This window comes from Saprospiraceae bacterium, from assembly GCA_026129545.1.
In the GTDB taxonomy this organism is placed as follows: Bacteria; Bacteroidota; Bacteroidia; order Chitinophagales; family Saprospiraceae; genus M3007.
This window is the reverse complement of the sequence record JAHCHX010000005.1, coordinates 182,005-206,356: the sequence shown is the minus strand read 5'-3', so window position 1 is coordinate 206,356 and position 24,352 is coordinate 182,005. Positions and strand designations below refer to the sequence as shown.

The following is a 24,352-nucleotide window of genomic DNA, read 5'->3' as shown; positions in this document are numbered from 1 at the left end:
GAACCAATGCCGGGCGTTCGATTTATTGACTCTCTGCGTTTTTCGGTTTGCGAGGCGGCACGTCCATCAATTCGAATCGCACCCAATCCACCGCCGCCACCTGTTGCGAGGGGTTGTTTTCGTTTTTCAAAACAAAATAAACGTCGTGGAATTTGCCATCGGGCATCATGTTGAGCGGGGCGCTTAGCTCCGACATTTCCATGCGCCCCGCGCCTCCATTTTTCGCCGGAATCGCCACCGAGCCAATCAAAGCACCCGTGGGCGAGTCGAGTCGAATTTCCATGCGTCCGCCGCTGAATTGCTGGCGATTGTCGCTGGAGCCGATGCCTACCGATATAGAGTGGATGCCCGTCAAATCAGTGTGCTTGAACACAAAAAAGCTATTGTGCTTCAAGTCTTTCAGCACCACCGTGTCGCCGTTGAACGGTCGGTAATGCGTCACCCCCTTGGAGGTGCTGTCCGCCTGTTCGGCCTGTTGGAAGGCATGGCGCAGGGCGAGCGTCTCGCTTTCTTCCAAAGGGGCCTGCGAGCCGCTGCCCCTGTCTTTGTAAGTGGCTTTTAGGATGAATGTGCCGGGTGCCGTTTTTTTCTTTTTGTCTTTTTGTTCGGGCAGGTCGAGCGCATACCGGCCTTCCACGGGGTATGTTTGCTTGGCCTTGGCGGGAGCGCCAAGCGAAAGAATCCAGCGTGCCATTTCCCCGGCATCTTCTTCGGATATTTGGGGGTGAGCACTCATCACGGTCTGTCCCCAATTGCCAGCGCCGCCTTTGATGATTTTGGCGGATAGCGTGCGGACGGCGAACTCGCTTTTTCGATACCGTTCCGCTATGGCCTCGTAGGAGGGGCCGTTGATTTGCCGGTCGGCAGCGTGGCAGGTTTTGCAATCGGAGCGGTCAATGAGGGTTTTGCCCTTGGCGTATTCGGTCTGTTGTTTGGCGCTTTGGTGGCCTTGTGCGATGGAGGTGATATCGAAGCCTGTTTCCAAATAGTCAATGGTGGTGGCCACCGAGGTCGGCAGCACGCCGCCATTTTCGAGCGAGCCGTCTTCCAAGTCTTCCACGACGACCTTGTAGTCAAGCACTTGCCCCGGCTCGTAGAAGCTCCTGTTTTTGCCGCCCAAGTCCCATCGCACGAGGGGCGGCTCATTGCCCACGCTGATTTTGAGTTTGGTGGTTTTGTATTGCTTCGTTGCGTCGGCAACTTTCAAAATAGCCTCGTAGGTGCCGGGCCTTTCATAAACGTGAGCGATAGAGTCGAGGGGATTTTTTTTTGCGTTTTTTGAAAAACTGGCTTGCAGGGTTTGGCGGAGGTTGTTCTGTGACCATTTGGGTGAGCCGTCGCCGAAATCCAGTTCATAGCTCAATCTGTCATTGTCGTAATCTCGTGATTTGGAGGCGGAAAAAATGACGGTGAGCGGGGCTGCGCCCGCGGTTTTGTTGGTGCCGAGCACAGGGATGGGAGGGCGATTGCCGCGCACATAGTCAATGCGGCTGACGCGGGCGTCGGGGTTGGAGGAGAACCATTGTGTGCCATATTCGAGCACCCATATTGAGCCGTTTTTGTCCACAAACATATCCATGGGCCGCGAAAGCGATATGCTGTCGCCGAATGATTCCATGCGACTGAAATTGCCCAGCGAATCAAGCGTGATGGCCATAAGCCAATTGCGCATCCAGTCGTAGGTGATTAGCTTGCCGTGGTAATAGTCGGGGAGCCGGGTGGCAGGGGGGTATTTGTCGCAATAATAAACAGGGCCAGCCATCGCATTGCGTCCGCCGTTGCCCGTCAGGGGGAAGTCGGGCGAATTGCCATATGGATACCAAATAAAGGCTGGCTGCGCGGGTGGCAGTTCACGACTGCCTGTGTTGTTCGGGCTGTTGTTGATAGGGCGCTTCGGGTCGAAATGATGCCCGTGTTTGTTAGTGGAAAAATCGTAGTAACGGTATGGCTTGTTGTCGGCCACAAAATAGGGCCATCCAAAAAAGCCGGCGGCGCGGGCGCGGTTCACCTCGTCGTGGCCTGCTGGGCCGCGTGTGCTGTCGGGTTCGCCCGCGTCGGGGCCTACTTCGCCCCAAAAGAGCAGCTTTCGGCGCTCGTCAATAGAAATGCGGAAAGGATTTCGGCACCCCATGACGTAGATTTCGGGTCTTCCACCACGTTGTTTGTTGTCTGTGGTGCGTTGGTCGGTTGGTGTGGCGCCCTCGGTGATGTGGATATTTTCTTCCGTGAACAGGTTCCCGGCGGGGCAGGTATAGCTGCCGTCGTTGTGCGTTTTGATTCTCAGAATCTTGCCGCGCAAATCCATCGTGTTCGCCGATGATTTTTGGGCATCCCACGCGCTGCGTCCGCGTCGCTCGTCAATGGGGGCATAGCCATCGGAAGCGAAGGGGTTGGTATTGTCGCCTGTGCTGAGGTACAAGTAGCCATCCTCGGCGTAGCGCAGGCAGCCTCCTGCGTGGCAACACTCCTCGCGTTGCACGGGTACTTTCAGAATGATTTTCTCGGAAGCGCGGTCGAGCGAATCGCCTCGAAAAACAAAACGCGACAGTTGATTGACGGCCTCCTTGCCTGCTGGCGAGTAGTAAAGGTATATCCAATGGTTGCGCTCCCAATCGGGGTCTATGGCCAATCCCATGAGGCCGTCCTCTTCCTCCGAGTGAACGGGCAATTTGTGGGCGACGTTGATGAGGCCAGTGTGAGTGTCCAAAAGTTTGATGGCGCCGCGCCGTTCGACAAGCAAAATTTTGCCATCGGGAAGCATCCCGAATTGCATTGGCTCGGTGAGCTCATTGGCCAATACCGTTTTCACGAAGCGCGTGGGGTCGGGAAGCGATGAAGTTCTGCACGCCGCATAATTAAGGCGTTTTTTTTTACCTATCGCGTATTGAATGCCGCCGAGCAAGTGACGCAAAAACGCCTGTTCGGCATAGCTTTCCTTGGTGTGCCCCAATGCTGTGTAGAAGGCTCGACCACCGTCGTATTCGTGATACCACGACATGGGGTGGCATTTGTCGTCGCCTTGCTGGTTGGGGCCACACATATTGCCTCCTTGATAGGAGGTTTCATCAATGCTCAGCAGGATGTTTACCTTGGGGTTCAGGTTCTTGAAGTTGTACCACTCGTCCCAGCGTGTCCAAGTGTTGTCGAGGTGCTTGGTGGCTGGATGACTGCGGTCTCTGACGAAGAGGGTGGCATCTTGTTGGCTGGGGTGCCCGTTGAAATAAGCCCCCACAAGCCCCCCAAACCAAGTCCAGCCATATTCGGTGTCAGTAGCGGAGTGGATACCCACAAAGCCGCCGCCCGCCTGAATATATCGCTCGAAGTCGGCCTCCTGTGCGGGATTCAGTACGTCGCCCGTCGTGTTGAGAAAAACGACCGCGTTGTAGCGGCGCAAGTTCTCGTCCTTGAACATCTCGGCATCCTCCGTGGCATCCATCAAGATGCCGTTGTCGGCGCAAAGGATTTTCAAAGCTTCTAAAGCTGTCGGGATGCAGTCGTGCCGGAAACCTTCTGTTTTTGAGAAGACAAGGATGCGGGCGGGGATGTCTTGTTTGTTGCAGGCACAAGGGAGGACAGCCATCAGGAAGGCAAATCCTGTTAACAGGAGCCAATATGGGATACGCATGAAAAAAGGTGTTCGTGTGGAAAACAGTGCGAAAGGTAAGGCACAAAAACGCTGGGTTTCAGAAAAAATGAGGTTTGTGATTCTCCAATGGGCGAAAATGAAAAAAGACCCATCGTATGCGGGGCGCTGGGTCTTTTTTTCTGAAATAAAATCTTGGGCGACGTGGGTCAGCGTTTCGACGGGCTAAATCCAATCGCACCGACAGTGGGAATATCTTTTGTGATTTTCTTGATTTCCTGGCGGCCGATAGAGCCATTGGCAAGAATAATTTGGCCGCCTTGACCAGTTGATATAGCTTGCGAGTGTCGCTCGTTCAGTTTCCCGATACACATGAATTTTCCCTTGAACTTGGAGCGTATATAGCCCAACACGCAATCGCTGAATTTTGAGTTGCCCTTGGTGCAATGCGCCAGCGTAATCAGGTCGTCGGATATGGTGTAAACATACAGTGTGTCGTGAGACACGCGCAGCAGGGACGAAAAGGCCTCTTCACTTTCCTCATTCAACACGCACTCCTTGCACGACGGGTCTGACACAACGCAGCTTTCATCAATGAGCACATACTTGAATTGGGGCCTGCTCGCTTTTTTCTTATGTGAAGTGATAAGTTTACTTGTGCTTTCCGGCTCATGCACGCTGCTAATCACCGTTGGCGGGACACTCGTCTGTGCCATTTGCCTCAGGATAAGCAGCCTATCTACTTCTTTTTTCAGGGTCGGCACTTGTGCTTTCACCTTTTGATAGTCTTCTTCGGCACTGCTCAGCAAACCTGCTATGGTAAAGTTGCAAACAATAAATCCACCCAAAATCACCAATATGAATCCTCTCATCGGAATCGTGAAATATGATTTAGGTTCTGATGCCATGATTGAATCGTTGCTGGTGAAAAATCAAAATTCGCTTATTGATACTTGTTGCCAAACTCGAGGCGAGGGTTGCTTTTCGCCTGAGTGAAAACTCGTCATTACTCCTTTTTGTCCTTGTTGTTCTTTTCTTTTTCTTTAAGCAAATCTATTTCTCCTTTGATTTGCAAGCTCAACAGCTCTATGCTGTGATTAGTCTTGGTGATGAGTTCCTTCAATTCGTAATACTTGGCTATCGGAAGGCTGATGCTTCCGATAAGCGCGACGATGATGCTGGCAAACAACCATGGGCTGCTTCGGAATGTCAATTTCGCAATGGTGCTTAGGTCAATTTCTATGCTTTTCGTCTCCTGTGAGGAGACCGCTGTGGCTTTGGCTTCGTCAGAATTATTCATAATCTGTTGTTGAAAATTTGCTTCATGAATCGGCTTCAAGAACGAGTATCGTGCTCTCAACAACGAAATAGCCAGCAGGTCAAAAATTGTTCCCGAAAGCAGATGGGATTAAAACGCAGCCGCGCTAAAGGCCGCTATCAACCCACAAATGTTCACAACTAATTGGTAAACAGCAAAAAAATGCAGGTTTTTTAGACCGATGCGCCATTAAATGCACAGATTTGGCACACCAGTTCCGCGGTTTGCCTCCGCCAAAGGCGATACCTTGGATTGATGGGGGGCTAAATTGTCACTAGCATCTCGCCTCTCCGAGGCTTTTTTAAGCCTTGATTCACAAAATATGAAGCCGCACCGAACAATCTTCGGTACGGCCTTTTGTGGATAAAAACACCTTGTTTAAGCCTTCATCATCTTTTCGCATTCCCCCAGCAAATACTCTGCCTTTGGGCGGAACCGGAAATTGGGGTCGCTCTCAGCAAAGCTTTTTTGCAAGAAAAACTTCAGTTCCTTCGCAGCCTCCTCGTAGCGTTTGGCATGGTACAAACTATCGCCCTTGCGCAAACGCGACAGCCAATGCAGCGGCTGCACCGCCAACGACAACTTGATGGCGTTGTCAAAATCCTGTACCGCATTGTCCCACTCGTTTTTCAGCATACGCACCTTGCCGCGCCCGTAGAATGGCTCCGGGTTGTTTGGGTTGATGGCTATGCTTTTGGAAAAGTCGTAAAACGCGTCGTTGAAGTTTTTGAGCTTGTAATTGACGTAGCCGCGCCGTTCATAAGCCAACGCATGGCGCTCGAACTTGGCGATGGCATTGGTCAACGCTTCCGAGGCCATCTCCATGCCGCCTTGCTGAGCCAAGTCGCGCCCACGGATGAACTCGGCCACCGCTGTCTTGTCGGTCTTCGGCTCTATATTATATTCAGCCAGCACTTGGCCGTTCTGCACCCACCAAGCGCCCACTTTGCCCGCTAGCGCAAACTGTGCCACTTCCTGCAATAGCGCCGTGGTGCTGCGCCAATGCTTCTCCGTGCTCATCAACACTTGTTGGGGCACCGAGAGCGCATGGTCTTCATGGCTGAAAACTTGCTCGGCCTTGAACAGGATGTCCGATTTGAAATAATTTTCAATCCGGGTGTTCCAGTGATTGAGCACCATGTTGAAAGTGCGCTCGGAGCCGAACTCCAAGCGTCCTCGAAAAATAAGTTTGAGCGGTTGCGGTTGTTGCGTTGTCATCCTGCCTGCTATTTGAAATAAGGATGTATGAAAATGATTTCCTTTGGCCGACGGGGGAAGGGGGTTCTACGATGTCCGCAAATGATGCGAGCTCATGCAGACGTTCGAAGCGCAAAAGGTTTCGTCTCTTTCTTGGGCAGACAGGCATCCCTTACGATGACACTGCCATTACCTTAAAAAGAGCAAGCGACGATTAACTGATTGAACACCTCGTGTTGCGGTGAACAATGCCCAAGAAACCACAAAATCGTTGAGTATAAAGCCCTTGCAGAGGGATAACCGGCAGGTTTTCCAAAAGTTCCGGTTACGAGAAGGGTGCTTTCCCAAAAGGATTACAAAAGTGCAGCTATTCGGTCATCTGTGCAAGCTGCTTTTTAACGTTTTTGTAAAAAAATTATTTGTTTTGAAAAATAAAAGGCAATTTTATTTGGATGACCATTCCCTCAACGGGGTATTTGCCGAATAAACCTGATAATTTGCGAAAGGGCTACTTTCTTTTGTTGTCCGATGCCTGATTATTAATTTTTTTCCACAATCTTCGCACATTGAACGCAAAATCACATAAAAGCAAGGTTTTTACAATTTGTTTCAAAAAATGTCAGATAAACGTCTTTTCGATTACCTCTACGACCAGTTGCGGGAGCATCCGCTCGAACGCGCTTTCGGCTCCAAGAAGGATGGGGAGTGGCGCTATGTCTCCACCGAACAAATGGTTGATTGGGTCAACCGCGCTAGCCTTGGGCTTTTGCGTTTGGGCTTGCGCCCAGGCGACAAGGTAGCCACGGTGGTCTATCAGACCGTGCCAGAGTGGGTGGCGCTCGACTATGCCATGCTGCAAATAGGCGTGCTCAACGTGCCCATGTACCCGACCATTAGCTCGCGTGAATACGAGTACATTTTGAATGAGTCCGAAGCGCAATACTGTTTTGTGGGCGAGGGGGATTTGTACGAAAAAGTGCTGAGCGCCAAGAAGAAAACATCAGGCTTGAAAGAGATGCTCACTTTCTACGACCATCCAGAGGCAAGGCGCTGGGATTCGATTTTGGCACCTGCCGACAGCGATTTCGCCGAGGTGGAGCGCATCAAATCAACCATCCGTCCTGATGATTTGGCCACGCTGATTTATACTTCTGGCACCACAGGCAACCCGAAAGGCGTGATGTTGACGCACCGAAACATCGTGTTCAACGTGGAGGCGCTTCGCAGGTTGGCCCCTATCAGGCCCGGCGACCGCATCCTTAGTTTTTTGCCCGTCAGCCATGTCTATGAGCGTGTGGGAGTGTATGCCTACACTGCTTATGGCGGGAGCGTGTCGTTCACTGGCACCGACAATTTGGGCGGAGAGACAGGCGATTTGCGGGCCATCCGACCTCACTTTTTCACCTGTGTGCCGCGCTTGTTGGAGAAGGTGTACGAGCGCATCTATGCCAAAGGGCTGGAGCTGACGGGGCTGAAACGGGCGCTCTTTTTCTGGGCGCTGGGGCTTGCGGAGCATTGGGATTTTGGCCACAAACCTCAGGGCATGACGGCCGTCAAGTGGAAAATCGCCGACCGCTTGATATTCTCCAAGTGGCGCGAGGCGCTCGGCGGCGAGGTGCGAGGCATGACCACCGCTGCCAGCGCCTGCCCCATGAAAGTGCTCCGCACATTCAATGCTGCGGGCATTCGGGTAAGAGAAGGGTACGGCTTGACGGAGGCTTCGCCGGCACTGACTTTCAATGCGTTCGACGATGAGCACACCATGTTGGGCACGGTCGGGCCAGCGTTGGAGGGCGTGGAAATCCGCATCGAGCCGAGCGGCGAGTACCGCCCCGGCGAAGGCGAGATTTTGGCCCGAAGCCCCGGCATCATGGTTGGCTATTACAAGCAGCCGGAAAAAACGGCGGAGATGATTCGATACATTGATGGCGAGCGTTGGCTCGTCACTGGCGATGTTGGGATGCTCGTGGACGGGCCGGGTGGACTCAAGTATTTGAAAATCACTGACCGCAAAAAGGAACTACTCAAAACCAGCGGCGGCAAATATGTGGCGCCCACGCCGATTGAATCCGTGTTCAAGGAGCATCGTCTCGTGGAGCAAGCTATGGTGGTGGGCGAAAACCGAAAATTTGTGTCGGCCCTACTCATCCCGTCGGCGGAGGGGCTGAAAGAGTGGAGCCAAAAACACGACATCCCGTGGACCAATATGCCCGACATGATTCAACACCCGAAAGTGCTTGAGCGGTATCAGATGCTCGTGGAGCGCGTCAATGCCTTTTTCGGTCATGTGGAACAAGTAAAAAAATTCACGCTGCTGCCCACTCAATGGGAGCCCATCAAAACCGATGGCTCCGAAGCAGAGCTTACGCCAACCTTGAAACTGAAACGGCGAGTGATTATGCAAAAATTTGAGCAAGAGATTGAGGGAATGTACCAGTAGGCATTTCAAAATTCCTAAACTTTGCGCCCGCATCTATTTTGGGAACGCTCTTTGCAGCGCAGCCCCCCAACAGCAGAAGCACAAAGTAAGATGAAACAACCCACACTTTTGATTTTGGCGGCTGGCATAGGTAGCCGCTATGGAGGTTTGAAGCAAGCCGATGGCATGGGCCCCGGGGGCGAAACTATTCTGGAATACTCGGTGCACGATGCCATAGAAGCGGGATTTGGCAAAGTGGTATTCGTCATTCGCCCAGAGATAGAAGCGGACTTTCGGGAAATAGTGGGACGCAAAATAGAGTCGCGCATCCGCACACAATATACCTTCCAGGAAATCGGGACCGGGCTGGAATGGCTCGGCCAAATGCCCCATCGGAAAAAACCGTGGGGGACTGGGCACGCCATTTTTTCCGCCAAAGACTGCATAGAGGAGCCTTTCGTGGCAATCAATGCCGACGACTTCTACGGGGCTGATGCGTTCAAGGCCATTGGCAAATTTCTTCGGGAGGACTGTTCTCCCACACAATATGGCATGGTCGCGTATCAAATTGGAAACACCCTTTCCGAAAACGGCAGTGTCTCGCGAGGTGTGTGTGCCGTCAGTCCCGATGGTTTCTTGACAGATGTGGTGGAGCGCCACAACATCCGGCGCGATGCCGACGGCATCCATTTCTCGGATGAGACTGGACGCTATTTTTTGGCTGACAACACACCCGTATCCATGAACTTTTGGGGGTTTCACCCCACTATTTTTGGGGAAATAGAAACCCAATTCCGCGAATTTGTATTGGCCAATAAAGACAATCCCTCGGCGGAGTTTTACATTCCCAAAGTGGTGAACACGCTCGTCAAGGCAGGCAAGGTGAAGGTAAAAGTCCTCAACAGCGCCAGTCAGTGGTACGGTGTCACCTACCCCGAAGACAAAAACACGGTGCAGGCTGCGCTGAAAAAGATGGTGGCGGAGGAAATGTACGAGCCGGTTTTGTGGTAAGGCGGATTTGCTTTCATGAAAATGAGAAGCGGACAAAAAGGCTGTTGCCCTTTGTCCGCTTCTTTTATTTGTCACTATCAATCCCTTTTGCCTCAATCCACATCGAACACCGGGCGCGGGAACTGTTGGTGCACCACATCGCCGGGCCGGTCAATCGGGATTTGATTGAGGCGACCCAAACGGCGCATATCTATCCAGCGGTGCCCCTCCCCAAAAAGGGAGTAGCGGCGCTCGTGCAAGAGCTGATTGACGAGCGAGGCATTGTCAGTAGGCCCGTTGTAGTCGCCCAGGCTTGCTGCTGCGCGCACTTTGTTGATGGCTGTCACCGCTTCGTTGTTGTTGAACCCTATGTTTGCTTCCGCCCACATCAATACAAGTTCCTCATTGCGCACGATGGGGAAGGGGGAAGTGTTCGACGCTATCATGGTCACTTGCACGTCGCCAGAGAGGTCGTCGGTAGCAAAAGGCGCACTCAGCTGAGTGGTCTTGCTGCTGAAACGAGTGTCGCCGGGTTCGGCAGCGGCCACAAAAGTTGGGTGTGCCACATATTGCGTTTGCAAAGGCACGTTGAACAGCGGATTGAAACGGTTGTTGCCACCGGCGCCAAACACATAGTAAACGCCCTCGTTCATGTTCCCATCGGGGTCCATCCATGTTTCCTGCAAGAGCGAACGCATAGCTGCCGCATCTCCCTTGTACATTTCAACGCGGGCTGCGAGGGCGCGGTTGAATTGTTTTACGCGGGCGGCGTTGCCCAAGGTGGAGCTGAACACAAATTCGGCTCCCGTCAGTTCGGTGTTGCCTTGGTCGAGTATAGCCCTAATACTGCGGAGCGCTGCGTCATAATTCTCGAACGGGCCAAGGTTGTCTGGGTCTTCCACGTTGGTGCGAATGCCATTTTGATACTGGCGGTTACATTCGAGCAATAAAGAATAAGCCAGAAGGGTGCGAGCGTGACCAAGCAAGCCATTGCGCTGCGCCGTGGAAAGAGAAGCGGAGCTGTTTTGCGTGGCGTGTATCTGCACCCAAGCCGAGCGAACGGCCCGATAGCGCGCCGCGTAGGAGCGCGTGGTCAGAAAGCCGTTGTCGTCGAGGCCACCACCACCTTTGCCGAGCAGCTCGCCTGTGTAGCGAGGGTCGGTGTTGCGGAGGTCCCAGTATTCGCGGCCCACGATGCTGGTGGTCCAGAAATGGAACTCCATGTCCACGCGCAGCACGGCCTCAAGGCCGGAAGCCAGCAGGCGCAAGTCGTTGAGTGTGGCACCACCATTTTCAAGGTTGATTTGGTCGGGCGCGTTGGGATTGGGGATGTCGTCCAGCTGGCAAGCGGAAAAGCTGAGGAGGACACCCGTGAGCAATGCCACAAAGAGTGGTTTGATATGTACCTTTTTCATTGTTCAAATTTTTGAATTTTTGAAGCAAAACATTGAAAAACAAGATTTTGCTTCGATGTTTTTGTTGAAGAACTTACGATGCGCAACGAATCTGTTCAGAAGTTGGCTGTCAGGTGGAAGTTCCAGCGTTTGGCGCTGGGGAAAGGTGTCACCTCTACCGTGTTAGCCAACACGTTGTTGCCAAAGTTCGACACTTCTGGGTCGTAGCTGTTGTAGTCGAAGAAGTTGAGGATGTTTCGACCGCTCACGCCGAGGCGCAGGCTGCATTTGTCGTTCAGCACTTTGCGCGGAATGGTGTAGTAGAGTCCTGCTTCGCGCAAGCGTACATAGCCCGCATCTTCTATCCACGGCTGGGTGTTGCTGTTGCCGTTCCATTGCGACACGCGGTATGGGCCGTTGCCCATTTGTCCGGTCGGGTCGAGGGTGCGGTCGTCATAGTCCCAAGTGAGGCGGCCAAGGTCCCACAAAAGCGTGCTAAGGTTGATGGCATCGCCGCCTTTGCGCCAGTGAATCAGGAAGTTGAATTCAAAATTGTTCCAGCTGAACGAGTTGTTGAACGCCATGTTGAAGTCCGGCTCGGCATTGCCATAAACTTTATAGCTTGCCTTGCCAAACTCGGCATCGTCGCGTGGCACCGTGCCCACGATGGTGGTGGCTGGCAAACCTTTCTCGATACGGTATTGGCCAAGGCTCAATGCAAAACCGCCGAGGTTGAACGGGTCCACGTCGAGGCGTGTCACCTCCGATTGGTTCTTCCAAAAACTGATGCCCGTGTTCCAATTGAACTTGCCGCGTACCGCAGCAGCGTCGAGGCCAATTTCAATCCCCTTGTTTCTAAGGCCGCCTGCGTTGACAACTTGTGTGGTGTAGCCTGTGGATTGAGGCACTTGTGCGCGGAGCAGAAGGTCGTCAATGTCCTTGATGTAGTAGGTCACGTCCAACACGATGCGATTTTTGAAAAAGCCCAAATCGGTGCCGAATTCAAGCTCTTTCTGGCGTTCCGGGCCTACCCGCGTGTTGCCGCGCTGTGGGTCGGTGAACAAGCCACTGGAATTGCCGATGAACGAGCCTACCATTGGGTTGAACCGGTCGTTGAAGTTGGAGAAACGGCCCGACTGTCCGTAAGCGACGCGCAGTTTTGCTTGGCTGACCACGCCGCGCCGGTCGAACAGCGCATCGAACTCATGCAGGTTGATGGCAGCGTTTGCCTTTGGATAGTAGTAGAGTTTGTTGGCATCCCCGTTGTTGGTGGATTTGTCGCCACGCAAGCCTACCGCAATCATGAATTGGTCGTTCCAGTTCATTTCCTGTTGCAGGAAGAAACCGCGGTCTTTCTGCGGGAAACGGCGCTGGAATGCCGACACGACTCCCGCTTGGTCCACGTTGGTTTGAGAGCCATTCAGGCGTGTCGCACTGGTGAGCACTGTGTTTTGGTCAAAGTTCTCGGCAGTCATGCCGCCTTGCGTGCGCAGGATGACACCATTGTTTGTCGTGTGTGTGTAAACCAAGAATCCCCACAAAAGACTGTTGGTATTGACAGTAGTGCCGGAAATTGACACGCCCCCGAGTGTGCCCGGGTCGCGGTAGTACGACAAGTTCTGCGGGAAAATAGAGGTGGTTCTGAGCGTGTATTGGTCCACACCTGCCCTTACCACGCCTTTCAGTTCATTACGGTCATTCTGCCAAAGGCGCACATTGGCCGTAGCGCCGCCGATGTAGCGGTTGATATCCTCGCGGTTGGTGACGAGCGCCACGGTTTCTAATATGTTGGAGCCTACGGAGGGTATCGCGGGGTAGTCGCCGCCCGGTGTGGATGGGAACAGGTCGAACCACGGACGGGTGAAGGCGTGGGCGTAGCCGATGGTGGTATTTGCGTTGGAGTTGTTGAAAAAGCCCCTGTCTGCCTGCGAGTTGATGTAGTTGTTCGTCACAGAGACATCCAGCCAATCCGCGAACCGATGGTTGATGTTCAGGCGACCGGAGATTTTCTCATAGCCCGTGTTGTTCACAAGGCCACCTTCGTTTTTGTAAGTGGCGCCGATGAAGAACTGGGTTTTTTCTGAGCCGCCCGAAGCATCCACCCGCGTGGTGGCAGCCAATGGGCGGTTGTCGTAAAGTTCTTTTTCGTAGTCGGTAAGGCCGTTTTGCTCAAACAAAGTACGGTTTGCCGCGCCGAATTCTTGTTCGACCAAGTCAGCTGTCCAATTGCGCATGCCGAGCAGCCGAATAGGCTGGCTGAATCCGATGGTTTGCGAAAGTGTCACCCTTGTTTGGCCAGCCTTGCCTTTTTTGGTGGTGATGATGACCACCCCCCCCGCGGCCCGTGAGCCGTAGATGGCTGCTGCGGATGCGCCTTTCAGAATCTCGATGGATTCGATGTCTTCCGGGTCGAGGTCGGCGATGCGGTTGGAGGCATCGTCTTGGTTGGTGGCAGGGTTGCCACCGCCTGCCGCTTCCGACACTATGTTGGTGCCCGACGAGATGGCGTCATTGTTTACAAAAATCCCATCCACGATGTAGAGCGGCTGTTGGTTGCCAAAAATAGAGGTGACACCGCGCAGCCGAACGGAGAAGCCCCCACCCGGCGCTCCCGAGTTGGCTCTGATTTCGGCCCCTCTAAACTTGCCATAAAGCGCCCCATCCATCGTGCTTTGGTTCGTCACGCCAGCCAATTCTTTTGCGCTGATAGTTGCTACCGAATTGGCGAGATTGGCGCGCTTCACGTTGGTCGCCAAACCAGACACGATGACTTCGCTCAGGCCGGCATAGTCTTCTTCCATGACGACATCAACCATCGGGTTGGCAGAAGAGACCTGAACTTTGACCGTCTGATAGCCTGTGTAAGAAATGGCCAATGTAGCGGAGGTGCCCGGCACTTCAAGGCGGTAGTTGCCCTCCAAATCGGCGGTGGTGCCGCGCGATGCGCCCACGACGGCTATGGTAGCCCCCGGAAGACCCTCGCCTCCTGAATCGGTGACGCGCCCCGACACGGTGAATTGTGCTATTGCCATTTGTGCGCCCATGATGAGCAGCAAGAGCGGCAACAAGCTCTTGCAAAGGAGTTTGTACTTCATAACTGGAACAGATTTTAGTGAAAAAATTGATTAGAACTGTCGGCAAACGTAAAATACTTTCCTTATTCCAAAGGTTTTTTTAACCCTAATTTCGATTTGTGTAAAAAACAGGCGCGTGAATGATTTTTTCAAAACAGAGTTTCTCGAAAATCTTGATTTGCAAAATATAAAAAAACGCCTGCGACAAGGGTGGGCTGCTCCGGTAAAATTGGGTGGGGCGATTGCTAACAGCCCCTTTTTAATCGTCGCCAAAAATATAATCTCGCAAATATTTTTTCTTATTAAACTTACCCGAAAGACTGTCGTCCAATCGCAACTTTCGCCCCAGCATCCCCCCTTGCTCATTATTATTTTGACCAAGCGACGCAGGAGCTTCCTGCCGTTCAAACTTCCTTCGATGGCTTCACTCAACACACTACAAGGCAATCTGGGTCATCGCCGTGCCGCTCACCTGCTCCGACGCGCCAGTTTTTGTTTCACCAAACAAAAGGTGGACACTTTGGCCGCCCAGACTGCCGACGAGGCGGTGGATGCCTTGGTGCAGCTCTACTCGCTCGCACTCGACCAGCCCGTCTATGACAACCCCAACACCCCGACGGTGGAAGCCATACAGTGGATAAACCCGCCCGGCCAAACCGCTCCTGACCTGGACTTCAACCTACAGAGACGCATCATCGGCTGGTGGCTCAGCGAGGCGCTCCGCGACCCCGGCGTAGGACACAAAATGGTCTTTTTCTGGCATCAATATCTTGCCGTGACGGCCAATGCTTTCAACAACTTTGCCTTCTTCGACTATTTGTCGCTGTTGCGCTGGGGGGCTTTGGGCAATTTCAAAAAACTGGCGACCAAGATAGTGCCCGACAATGCGATGTTGCGCTACTTGAACAATCACGAAAACTCCGAACAAAACCCCAATGAGAACTTTGCCCGCGAGTTTCTCGAACTTTTTACCATCGGGAAAGGGCCGCAAATAGGGCCGGGCGACTATACCTTCTACACCGAAGACGACATCGTGCAGGCAGCTCGCGTTTTCACGGGTTTTCGCACCCGAATCTTGCGTGACCAAACTGACCCCGAAACGGGCATTCCGCGAGGGCAGGCTGTGTTCAACCGCCACGACAAAGGCACTAAGACGTTCAGCGACAAGTTCCAAAACAAAACCATCGCAGGCGCGACCAACGCGGCGGGTATGTGGGCAGAAGTGGATGCGTTGGTCAATATGGTTTTTGGACAGCCGGAAGTGGCCAAGAATATCTGTCGCAGACTTTATCGCTTTTTTGTGCACCCCACCATAACCCCTGAGGCAGAAACCGACATCATTCTGCCACTGGCCGATATTTTCCGAAACAACAACTACGAAGTCGCGCCAGTGCTGAAAAAACTGCTCAAAAGCGAGCACTTCTACGATGCCGACGACAACGATAACAAGGACAATTTTGTGGGCGGCATCATCAAGTCGCCACTCGAACTCACGCTCCAATCACTTTCGTTCTTCGACGTGAAAACGCCAGACCCGTTCGCCCAAAACTTCGACCATTACATCCGATTCTTCAATCAAGGGGTCATCGAGCGGATGCTGGGCTACGCCAATATGCCACTCTTTTACCCTGACGACGTGGCAGGCTATCCGGCCTATCACCAAAAGCCGGAATACAATCGCAACTGGTTCAATTCCACATCTATCATCGCGCGTTACAAACTTGCTCAAATGTTGCTGACGGGTAGGCGTGTGCTGGGCAACGGCCCCAACCAAACCATCGGGGTCAAGTTGGACATCGCTCCGTGGGTACGCGATAGTGGCATCTGCGCCGAACCCTCCGACCCATATTTGCTGGTGCAAGACCTGCTGGCCTATATGCTGCCCGATGAAATCAGCACCGACCGCTTCCACTACTTCTATATCCAGATTTTCCTCGATAATTTGCCGCCTGCCGACTGGACCTACGAGTGGCAGGCTTATCTCGACACAGGCAAGGATGAAGAGGTGAAAATCGCCCTCGAACGACTTGTTACCTACATCATGTTTTCGCCAGAATACCAAACCTTTTGATTCATGCGGACAGAGGGGACGTGGCCACTCCGCGAATAGCGGCACCACAGCCAATGAGCCGTCAATCCCCGTTTTTCGCCATTCCACACAATCTCATCGAATATGAAGCGCAGAAGTTTTCTCAAGATATTCCCCGCCGCAGCCAGCGTGTCCCCTTTCATGGTGAACGGATTCTCCATGCGGCCTTTTGCCAACCGAAAAATGGCTCATCTGCTCTCCTCGTGCGACGAAGTGCGCGAACGGGTGCTGGTGCTCATCCAGTTGAAGGGAGGCAACGACGGGCTGAACACCCTCATCCCCATCCCGCGATACGACCGCTATATGCAGCTGCGCGGCACCACCGGAATCGCCGAAAACAAGTACATTCCCTTGGACGGCACCCTTCCCGGTGAAGACCAAGTGGCCCTGCACCCCGCCATGACAGGCGTGAAGGCGCTCTATGACAAAGGTTGGGCATCCATCGTGCAAGGAGTGGGATACGACAACATGAACCAGTCACACTTCAAGGGCACGGATTTGTGGCTATCCGGTGGGGGCGGTGCCCCTGCATTGCAAAACATCCCGTCGGGATGGATGGGGCGCGCGCTCCAAGCCTTCTATCCCGATGTGGAGGGCGCCCCCACACCCGATATGCCCGACCCTTTGGGCATACAGGTGGGCGACCCAAACACCTCTTTGGGCTTTCACACCGAGACCCAGCACCAAAACGTCATCAACCTGAGCGGACAGGATGTGGCGGGCTTTTACTCGCTTATCCAGACCATCGGCGGAGCGCCCATTCTCAACGTGCCAGATACTGACCAAGGCGCTGAGTTGGAATACATCATGGGAGTGGAGCAAAGCATCAACCAGTATGCCCAGCGCATCACGCAGGTGTTCAACAATGGCTCGAACGCCATCACCACCTATCCGAACAACGGTTTTGCCAACCAATTGAAGACCGTTGCTCGCATGATTCGCGGCGGCTGCCAGACCAAAATTTATCTGTGCCAATTGGGCGGATTCGACAACCACAGCGCCCAAGTGGATTCGGGCGACACTAGCCTCGGCACCCATGCCAACTTGCTGAAAACGCTCTCCGATTCGGTCAAGACTTTCTTCGACGACCTCGAAGCATTGGGCATTGCCGACCGCGTGGCAGCTTGCACCTTCTCCGAATTTGGCCGTTGCGCCAAAGAAAACGGCTCTTTCGGCACCGACCATGGCACACTCGCGCCCATGTTGCTTTTTGGGAAAGGAATACGACCCTCCGTGCTCGGCACCAATGTTGACCTCGACGACCTCACGGCGGACAATCAATTGAAAAACAAACAATTCGACTACCGTCAAGTGTTTGCCACGCTGTTGCAAGATTGGTTGGGGGCCAGTCCGTTCATCTTGGAACAAACCATGTTTGAAAGCTACTCAAAGGTATTTTTGGTACAAAAAGGCTACATGGTCGAACCAGACTGCTATTACGGCGATACGACGGCCATTTTTGACCCCTTCCCTAAAAAATGGGGACCTATGAGCATCTCGCCAAACCCCGCCTCGTTCAGTGTCGAAATCACTTACCAAGCAGAGGCATCATTCGACGCGGTGCTTTCGCTCCATAGCGTGGGCGGCTCTTTGGTGACGGCCTCCAATCAGAAAATCCTGCCGGGCAACAACCTTTTCTACCTAGACGTGATGTCCCTCCCGCCGGGTACCTATTTTGCCCGTTTGCAAAACAAATCAACTGGCAAGGCAGAGGTGGCAAAAGTGAGCGTGACGCGATAGGCCTCTCTCCTCAACGAACCACCGTCACATCGCCTGACAACAACAAATTGCGCTCGCGCCCACAAAAGGCAAACCGTGCTTTGAGGTACCACACGAACACACCGGGGTTCATGTCGTCGCCACGAAAAATGCCCCGCCATCCCGCATCGGGCTGAACGGCGCTAAACAGGCGGTTGCCCCAGCGGTCGAACACCTCAAAACGGTATTCGAGCAGCGTCAGGCCGGGCTGAAAATGCGGCCTGAACTGCGAGTTGTCCGGGTCGTTGGAGGCAGGCTTGAACACGTTGGGCACATACACATAGTTGGAGTTGGCCGCCAGACCTTCCCAGCTCACGAGCGCCTCGCGGCGCACCGTTTCGCATTGGTTACTCACTTCCACCCATACCGTGCCCACCTCGGCTACGGAGGCAAAGGCCGTCGTGTCGCCGTTGAACCACCTGAACGCCAAGCCTGTCAAATTGCCACCCACCAAAGGCTCGAGTCGTGTGAAGGGCGCATCGCAGGGCAAAATGCCGTCGGGAAGCGCCACTTCAAGCGCGGGCAAAGTCGGCACGGTGGCCTGTTGTTCAAAAAAACAGCCGTTTGAATCCTCAAGAAACACGGTGTAATTGCCTGCCGCTTGTTTGTCGAACACCATTTCATCCTGAAACACCAGACCGTCAAGCGAATAGCGATAGGGGGGCAAGCCTCCCGCAACATTGTTGACCCTCAAACTGCCCGTGGGAGAGGTGGCACAGGATGGCTGGGTCAGCAGGTCGAAAGTTGCGTCGGGCAGCGCCGTGACGCTCACGCGCACCAAAGAGTCGCAGCCTTCGGGTGTTTGGAATACAAAGTCCCGTGTTTCGCCGGCGAGCATCGTCTCGCCGTTGAACAAATAAGCCTCGCCGGGGCAAACGCTGACTTCCAGCAGCTGAGGCGCCACCGTGTAGGCATTGACCGTCACGCGCACGATGGAATCGCACCCCCAGATATTGGACAATACCACGTCGGTGATGGAGCCGGGCGCGAGTTGCAATCCATTGTAGGGGAAAGTCTGGCCGGGGCAGATGACCGTATCCAAGCTTGAAGTTTCCAATGGGCCAAAAGTGCCGACAGCGACTTCTACGATGGAGTCACATCCGAAGGTATTTTGATATGCGAAAATGTGCGAGGAGTTGGCCTGAATCCACACGCCATCCAAAAGCAAGGAGTCGCCTTCGCATACAAAAGCTTGCGCCACAATATACTCTGAGGGCGATTCGCTCACTGTCACGGTCACGATGGAGTCGCAGCCCGCTGCGTTGACAAGAGTGAACACCCGCGTCTCGCCTGGTGCGATGAGGGTGCCATTGTAGTCGTAGAGAGTGCCAGTGCAAGTGCTGAAGTCAAGGGCGCTGGCAGAGGTGGGCAAGGCAGACACCACGACCGTGACGATGGAATCGCAACCGGCCGCGTTGCTCAGGTTGAACGCCTGCGATTGACCGGGCGCGATGAGTGTGCCATTGTAGTCGTACAATGCGCCAGGGCATACACTGACGTTGAGCGTGGAGGTCAAGAGGGGCAAGCCCAGCACCGTCACGGTGACGATGGAGTCGCAGCCATTGCTGCCTGTTAGTGTGAAGGTCTGTGTTTGGCCGGGTGCGATGAGCGTGCCGTTGAAATTATAGAATGCGCCGGGGCAAACACCAGCCGTGAGGCTGGAAGAGGTGCTGGTGCAAGTGCCCAGCAGCAAAGCAGACTCGCCCAAGGCATTGCAGCCCACAAGAGAGAGGGTGTTTTGACCGACGATGATGCTCCACCCGGCGGGTAGTTGAGCGGCATCAATTTCCACGACATAATCGCTCGCTGCCACATTCACAAACGAAAATGCTCCATTGGCTCCAGATTGACCTGTCTCGACGGGGTTTCCGTTTTGCAACAAATTGACCAAGATGCCGGAAACCAAGGTGTCGCCTGCGTCAATGATGCCATTGTTGTTTACGTCGGCCCACACCTGTCCGTTGATGTTGCCAAAACCATCGAGCAGATTGAGTTGGAGCGGGTCGCTTTGGTTGGTACAGCCAAAAATATCGGTCAATTCGGCATAATAGGCACCGTTCTCGGTCGCCACAAAATTAGGGCTGTTGGCGCCCGGCACAGGATTGCCATTGAAATACCATTGCCAACTGACAATGTTGGGGATAGTGGGAAGGCACAGCGTGTCGGGGCGGCATCGGGTGTGGCAGCCGCCCGGAATAGCGGCCACGTTGGGGCCGGGCAAGATGTTGAGGACGTTGCTTTTGGCCGAACAGCCAAACTCGTTGACCACGCGGACAAAATAAATCCCGGGGTTTTGAGTCGTGATGCTTGAGCCTGTCGAACCATTGTTCCAGATAAGCTCCCAACCCGGATTTTGCGCTCCAGTATAGGTCAACACGTTGGCATCGCCCGCACAAACGCCTGACGCGGTGATGGGGGCGGCGCTCGGGACGGGATTGACCGTCACGACAAACGGGTCCGTCACGGACGTGCACCCGTTGGCAATGTCGGTCACCGTCACGGTGAAAACGTGCGTGCCGATGCTGAGAAGATTGTTGCGGTCGTCGGTAAAGGAGATTTGTTGTTCGGTGCCGTTGCCATTTGACCAGACGTAAGTGTAGTTGCCGCTTGATTGCAAGATGAGGCGCACGTCCTCCCCTTCGCAAGAGGCCAAAGTGGGATAGGCGGTTCCGATGGTTTGTCCCAAGTCGTTTTGCAACAATGCCTTGATAAGCGCGTCGGGTCCGGGATTGATTTTTACATTGACCACCGGCGGGGAAAAAGTGCAGCCGTTGGCATCTGTCATGGTCACAGTGTAAACCCCCTCTTGTGTGGCGGTGAAACTTGCGGTGGTGGTGGCATTGTCCGACCACAAATAAGACACAGCCCCGGGTGGAGCAGTAAGTGTGACGGAGGTGCCTTCGCAGATGGGTGCGGGATTGCTGGGGGTGATGCTACCAGCAAGCGTGTTAGGGGTGATGGTCAGGATTTGGGTTTCGGTGGCCGTGCATCCATAAGCGTTTGTCGTGGTGAGAGCTACCGCGAAATTGCCCGTTGCGTTATAGCTATGGTATGCAGGGTTGCTCGTGGCATTGTTGGCCGCTCCTGATATCAGGTCGCCGAAATTCCAATTGAGTTGAGTGATTTCGGGCGGCACGGTAGCCAAAAACTCAAGCGCATTGCCTTGGCATTGCGCGCCGGGCAACATGAAGGGCGCGGGCGTGCCTCCCGGCACAAACACCGTCTGGCTGGCGGTGGAAGTGCAGCCATTGTTTGCCGTAATTACCAACGTGGCTATGGGAGAACCTACATTGGCGTAGAGGTGTGTCGGGTTGCGGAGCGTGGAAAAATTGCTGCTGCCACTCGCTGGGTCATCAAAATCCCAATTCCACTGGGCGATGGAGTTGCCCGGCAAGAAAGTGCTGGCATCCTGAAAACTCGTGATGGCTCCCGCGCAATCAGCCGTCACGGTGAATTGAGCCGCCGCCGCCACGCGAACCGAGTCCGACACGACACACACATCGCCGTTTTGAAGCGTGACGCGAAGCGTGGCAATGTATTTTCCAGCGTTCAAAAAAGTAAAAGAAGGGTTTTCGCTCGTAGCCGTGCCGAGAATGGAACCACCCGAAATGCCAAATGTCCAGAACGCCGACCCCGGCACATATTGAGGGCTTGGAATGACCTGAAAATTGAAGGTGTTGCATTCCGCTGTGGCATTCACCGAAAAATTGGCGCTGCCAGCAGGGCAAAAAGGCTCGCTGGCCCCAGGGAAACCAGAGCCGCCGCCGCCGCTTCCACCGCAATAGTTGAACAAAGAGATGCTGCCAGCCACTGCCGTGCACCCATCCGGGTTGGTCACCTGCACCGAGTAAATGCCATATTGGTTGGTGGCAAACGTGGGCGTGTTGGCACCCACGGGGTTCCCATTTTGAAACCATTGGTAAACAAGGTCGCCATCCGCATTGGCGAGAGCGGTCAAGGTGACGAAAACGGAGTTGTTGCAAAACCCCGTTGGGTCAGCAGTTGTGATGCTTATGTTGGGGGCAGGCCCTTCGTTCACGGTAAATGGCTGGCTGCCCACACATCCATTGGCATCCTCCACCTGCACGGAATAGCTCCCAACGCCCAAGTCCACCGTAGGCGTGTCGGCCAACTCTGTGCCGTTCGCATCGCGCCAAGAGTAATTGATGTAGGGAGTTGCGGTTTGAATGGGGGTTGTTTGGCCGGGACACACACTGCCAGCATATTGCACCGCAGGGTCGGGCAATGCAATGACGGTGACTGGCAGGGATGAGATTTGACCACACACATCAAGTGAAATGACATGGCCTCCGGCCTCTGTCCAAAAAATCTCAACAACATTCAGTCCCTGCCCCGCCGTGACGGCACCCGCCGACGGGGGAGATATGCTCCAGTTGACGTTGAGATTTTGAATCCCCGGCAACGTATAGGTAGATTTCGTGTCCTCGCACACCACTTGTTGGCCGCTTATGAAAACAAGGCCGAGGTTTTGGATATTGAGCAAAGCTGTGTCAGAGGTACAGTTGAGGCCGTTGTTAGAAACTTGCGCCACCGAAATCCAACGCGGGTTGACGCTCCCCCACGTCACGTTTATTTTGTTCCCCAAATATTCGGTGGTCCCTCCCGGGCCATTTTGCACCGTCCATCTTATTCTGTTGGCAGAAGAAGTGCCGCTTGTCTCGTAGGTATAGGTTGTGTTGGGGCAAATGCCAGCATCGCCCAAGATTACCGGTTTGGCTGGGCGACTTGTCACGTTGACCACCCAAGTGGCTTGTGCCGAGCAAGTTAGTGAGGGGTCGTTAGGCAAGGCCAACACCCGATAAAGCCCCCCTCCGCTGCTGAGAGGAATCGCTGGCGAGGCGGTGGGGGCTGCTGATGTCCACGCAACAGAGCCATTGGGCGCAAAAAGGGTCCAATTGCAGGCAATATTTTGGAAATTGACACTCAATCGAGAAGCGAAATTGCCAGTTTCGCCTTCGCAGAGTTCGACCGGGCCATTGATGATGAAAGGCGAAACAATCCGAATAGCAAGCGAATCCTTCCCGCCACAGCCAAGATAACAATTGTCGTATTCGACGGTGAGCCAATGTGTCACGGAAGGGTTGGGCGAATCCAGCCATTTCACCGTGATTCGGTTCGTCCCTTGGCCTTCGGTGATGGTGCCGCCGCCAGAAAGCGTCCAGGTGAATCCGGTGCCGCCATAAGCCTCTATCGAATACACTTCCGTGGCAGCAGGGCAAACGTTCCCCACGCCTTGAATGACTGCATCGTCCGATATAATCGGTACTCGGATATTCGCTGGATTGGGGCAAGCTGCGCCAGAGCAAGGCTGCGCCCCCAAAGTAATGGTGCCGAACGGCCCTCCGTCCCATTGAACCGTGATGCTATCCGTGCCGGCGCTTCCCCCACTCAGCACTGTTCCGTTTGGCGTAACCGCCCATGCGTAGGGCGGGCAGGCGTTCGAGGCAGTATAGGTGACGACGGCTCCGGGGCATAAGGTGCCCACGCAATCCAGTGTGGGCGCTTCCGCGTCGAGCACTTCCATGTTCAGCGTGGTGGTATCGGAGCAAAGGCAATCGCTTCGCGCGATGAGACGGACGGTGTAATTGCCCGGGGTCGGGAAAACGTGTTGTGGGTTTACCTCAAGCGAGGTCGAAAGGTCGTCGCTGAAAAACCACTCGTAGCCGTCCGCGCCTATGCTTTGATTTTGAAAATAAACGGTTTGGCCTTTACATACCTGCAACGTGTTGCCTGTCGGAGCGGGGTCGCTGGTAAATTTGGCCTCAGGTTCGGCGATGATGGTGACACAACGCGCGTTCTCGCCCGCACACGCTCCTGAAATACCCCCATCTGCCACGACTACTACTGACCCCACACCCGGCCCGCCCCAAGTGACGGTGACAGAATTGTTGAGCGGAGGGTTGACGGTGTAAGCAAGCGCACCCGACACTTGCCAAGTCAAGGTGCTTTGCGAGCCGCCCGGATTGCTCGCTTGCACGGAATAGGTGACGGTAGTGTTGGGGCATACCTTTTCGCAGGGCTGGAAATCCGGGTTTATATTGGTGCTGTCAAAATTGCATGGAGCGAAATTGTTGGAGACAATATCAAGTGGCAAAAAATTCAACACCGTGACAATATGCGTGTCCGAAGCCATCACAGCGCCATTGGCGCTAATCACTTGAACCAAAAGGGTGTAAGTGCCTGTGGCAAACTGTGTGGAGGTGGGACAAAAAAAGAAACGTTCGCCAACCCCAAACGCGGTGTATCCGTTGGGGCCCATGATGGCCCATTTGAAAGAGTCCGACGCTGGAGTTGGGATATTCAGCACCTGCGCATAAAACGTGTCGCACTGGCCCGCACACAAAAAAGTAGGGCCCACGATGTTGACAGTAAAAGTGTTTTGCCCATAAACGCTTGGGGCAAAAAAAAGTGCGACAAAGAGCAAGGAAGCGGAGAGCAACCGGCTTTTCATGATTCGAGTATTTAGTTCACGGAACAAGATTAGAGGCGATGAAGATACGTTGGCCTAC

Annotated in this window: 11 protein-coding genes; 4 read left to right on the top strand and 7 right to left on the bottom strand. The window is 54.0% G+C overall.

From position 1 onward, the window contains the following. Nucleotides 1-22 precede the first annotated feature (22 nt). From KIS77_22160 to KIS77_22145, 4 genes are all read right to left on the bottom strand, one after another. Complete coding sequence (locus KIS77_22160; protein ID MCW5925037.1) at nucleotides 23-3,625, bottom strand: ThuA domain-containing protein; 3,603 nt, start codon at nucleotides 3,623-3,625, stop codon at nucleotides 23-25. Nucleotides 3,626-3,792: 167 nt separating this feature from the next. Further along, on the bottom strand, nucleotides 3,793-4,491 hold the full coding sequence (locus KIS77_22155; protein MCW5925036.1) for a hypothetical protein: 699 nt from the start codon (nucleotides 4,489-4,491) through the stop codon (nucleotides 3,793-3,795). A 98-nt stretch (nucleotides 4,492-4,589) separates the two neighbouring features. Next, on the bottom strand, nucleotides 4,590-4,883 hold the full coding sequence (locus KIS77_22150; protein ID MCW5925035.1) for a hypothetical protein: 294 nt from the start codon (nucleotides 4,881-4,883) through the stop codon (nucleotides 4,590-4,592). A 396-nt stretch (nucleotides 4,884-5,279) separates the two neighbouring features. Further along, the gene (locus KIS77_22145) at nucleotides 5,280-6,119 is read right to left on the bottom strand and encodes a tetratricopeptide repeat protein (GenBank protein MCW5925034.1); all 840 of its coding nucleotides are present in this window, start codon (nucleotides 6,117-6,119) and stop codon (nucleotides 5,280-5,282) included. A 595-nt stretch (nucleotides 6,120-6,714) separates the two neighbouring features. On the opposite strand from KIS77_22145, the gene KIS77_22140 reads away from it, so the two are divergent. Together KIS77_22140 and KIS77_22135 are read left to right on the top strand one after the other, a co-directional pair. Then, entirely contained in the window at nucleotides 6,715-8,538 is a 1,824-nt protein-coding gene (locus KIS77_22140; GenBank protein MCW5925033.1) for a long-chain fatty acid--CoA ligase, read from the top strand. A 90-nt stretch (nucleotides 8,539-8,628) separates the two neighbouring features. Further along, entirely contained in the window at nucleotides 8,629-9,528 is a 900-nt protein-coding gene (locus tag KIS77_22135; GenBank protein ID MCW5925032.1) for a nucleotidyltransferase, read from the top strand. A 92-nt stretch (nucleotides 9,529-9,620) separates the two neighbouring features. Here the strand turns inward: KIS77_22135 and KIS77_22130 are convergent, their stop codons facing one another. Beyond that, nucleotides 9,621-10,922: a RagB/SusD family nutrient uptake outer membrane protein gene (locus KIS77_22130; GenBank protein ID MCW5925031.1), complete on the bottom strand. Its 1,302-nt coding sequence runs from the start codon at nucleotides 10,920-10,922 to the stop codon at nucleotides 9,621-9,623. Nucleotides 10,923-11,017: 95 nt separating this feature from the next. Further along, complete coding sequence (locus KIS77_22125; protein ID MCW5925030.1) at nucleotides 11,018-13,996, bottom strand: SusC/RagA family TonB-linked outer membrane protein; 2,979 nt, start codon at nucleotides 13,994-13,996, stop codon at nucleotides 11,018-11,020. 397 nt (nucleotides 13,997-14,393) lie between these two features. Between KIS77_22125 and KIS77_22120 the strand changes: the two genes are divergently transcribed. Both KIS77_22120 and KIS77_22115 read left to right on the top strand, forming a co-directional pair. Next, a complete protein-coding gene (locus KIS77_22120; protein MCW5925029.1) occupies nucleotides 14,394-16,046 on the top strand; it encodes a DUF1800 family protein in 1,653 nt (550 codons plus the stop codon). A 102-nt stretch (nucleotides 16,047-16,148) separates the two neighbouring features. Further along, nucleotides 16,149-17,804 (top strand): DUF1501 domain-containing protein, encoded by a 1,656-nt coding sequence (locus KIS77_22115; protein ID MCW5925028.1) that lies wholly within the window; start codon nucleotides 16,149-16,151, stop codon nucleotides 17,802-17,804. A 10-nt stretch (nucleotides 17,805-17,814) separates the two neighbouring features. Here KIS77_22115 and KIS77_22110 read toward each other — a convergent pair whose 3' ends face one another. Then, the gene (locus KIS77_22110) at nucleotides 17,815-24,294 is read right to left on the bottom strand and encodes a gliding motility-associated C-terminal domain-containing protein (GenBank protein ID MCW5925027.1); all 6,480 of its coding nucleotides are present in this window, start codon (nucleotides 24,292-24,294) and stop codon (nucleotides 17,815-17,817) included. Nucleotides 24,295-24,352: the final 58 nt, after the last annotated feature.

Bases quoted from the DNA above. Each gene is read 5' to 3' on its own strand.
- KIS77_22140 (MCW5925033.1), top strand. From the start codon at position 6,715: ATGTCAGATAAACGTCTTTTCGATTACCTCTACGACCAGTTGCGGGAG.
- KIS77_22115 (MCW5925028.1), top strand. From the start codon at position 16,149: ATGAAGCGCAGAAGTTTTCTCAAGATATTCCCCGCCGCAGCCAGCGTG.
- KIS77_22120 (MCW5925029.1), top strand. From the start codon at position 14,394: ATGGCTTCACTCAACACACTACAAGGCAATCTGGGTCATCGCCGTGCC.
- KIS77_22150 (MCW5925035.1), bottom strand. From the start codon at position 4,883: ATGAATAATTCTGACGAAGCCAAAGCCACAGCGGTCTCCTCACAGGAG.
- KIS77_22160 (MCW5925037.1), bottom strand. From the start codon at position 3,625: ATGCGTATCCCATATTGGCTCCTGTTAACAGGATTTGCCTTCCTGATG.
- KIS77_22155 (MCW5925036.1), bottom strand. From the start codon at position 4,491: ATGGCATCAGAACCTAAATCATATTTCACGATTCCGATGAGAGGATTC.
- KIS77_22125 (MCW5925030.1), bottom strand. From the start codon at position 13,996: ATGAAGTACAAACTCCTTTGCAAGAGCTTGTTGCCGCTCTTGCTGCTC.
- KIS77_22145 (MCW5925034.1), bottom strand. From the start codon at position 6,119: ATGACAACGCAACAACCGCAACCGCTCAAACTTATTTTTCGAGGACGC.
- KIS77_22130 (MCW5925031.1), bottom strand. From the start codon at position 10,922: ATGAAAAAGGTACATATCAAACCACTCTTTGTGGCATTGCTCACGGGT.
- KIS77_22135 (MCW5925032.1), top strand. From the start codon at position 8,629: ATGAAACAACCCACACTTTTGATTTTGGCGGCTGGCATAGGTAGCCGC.
- KIS77_22110 (MCW5925027.1), bottom strand. From the start codon at position 24,294: ATGAAAAGCCGGTTGCTCTCCGCTTCCTTGCTCTTTGTCGCACTTTTT.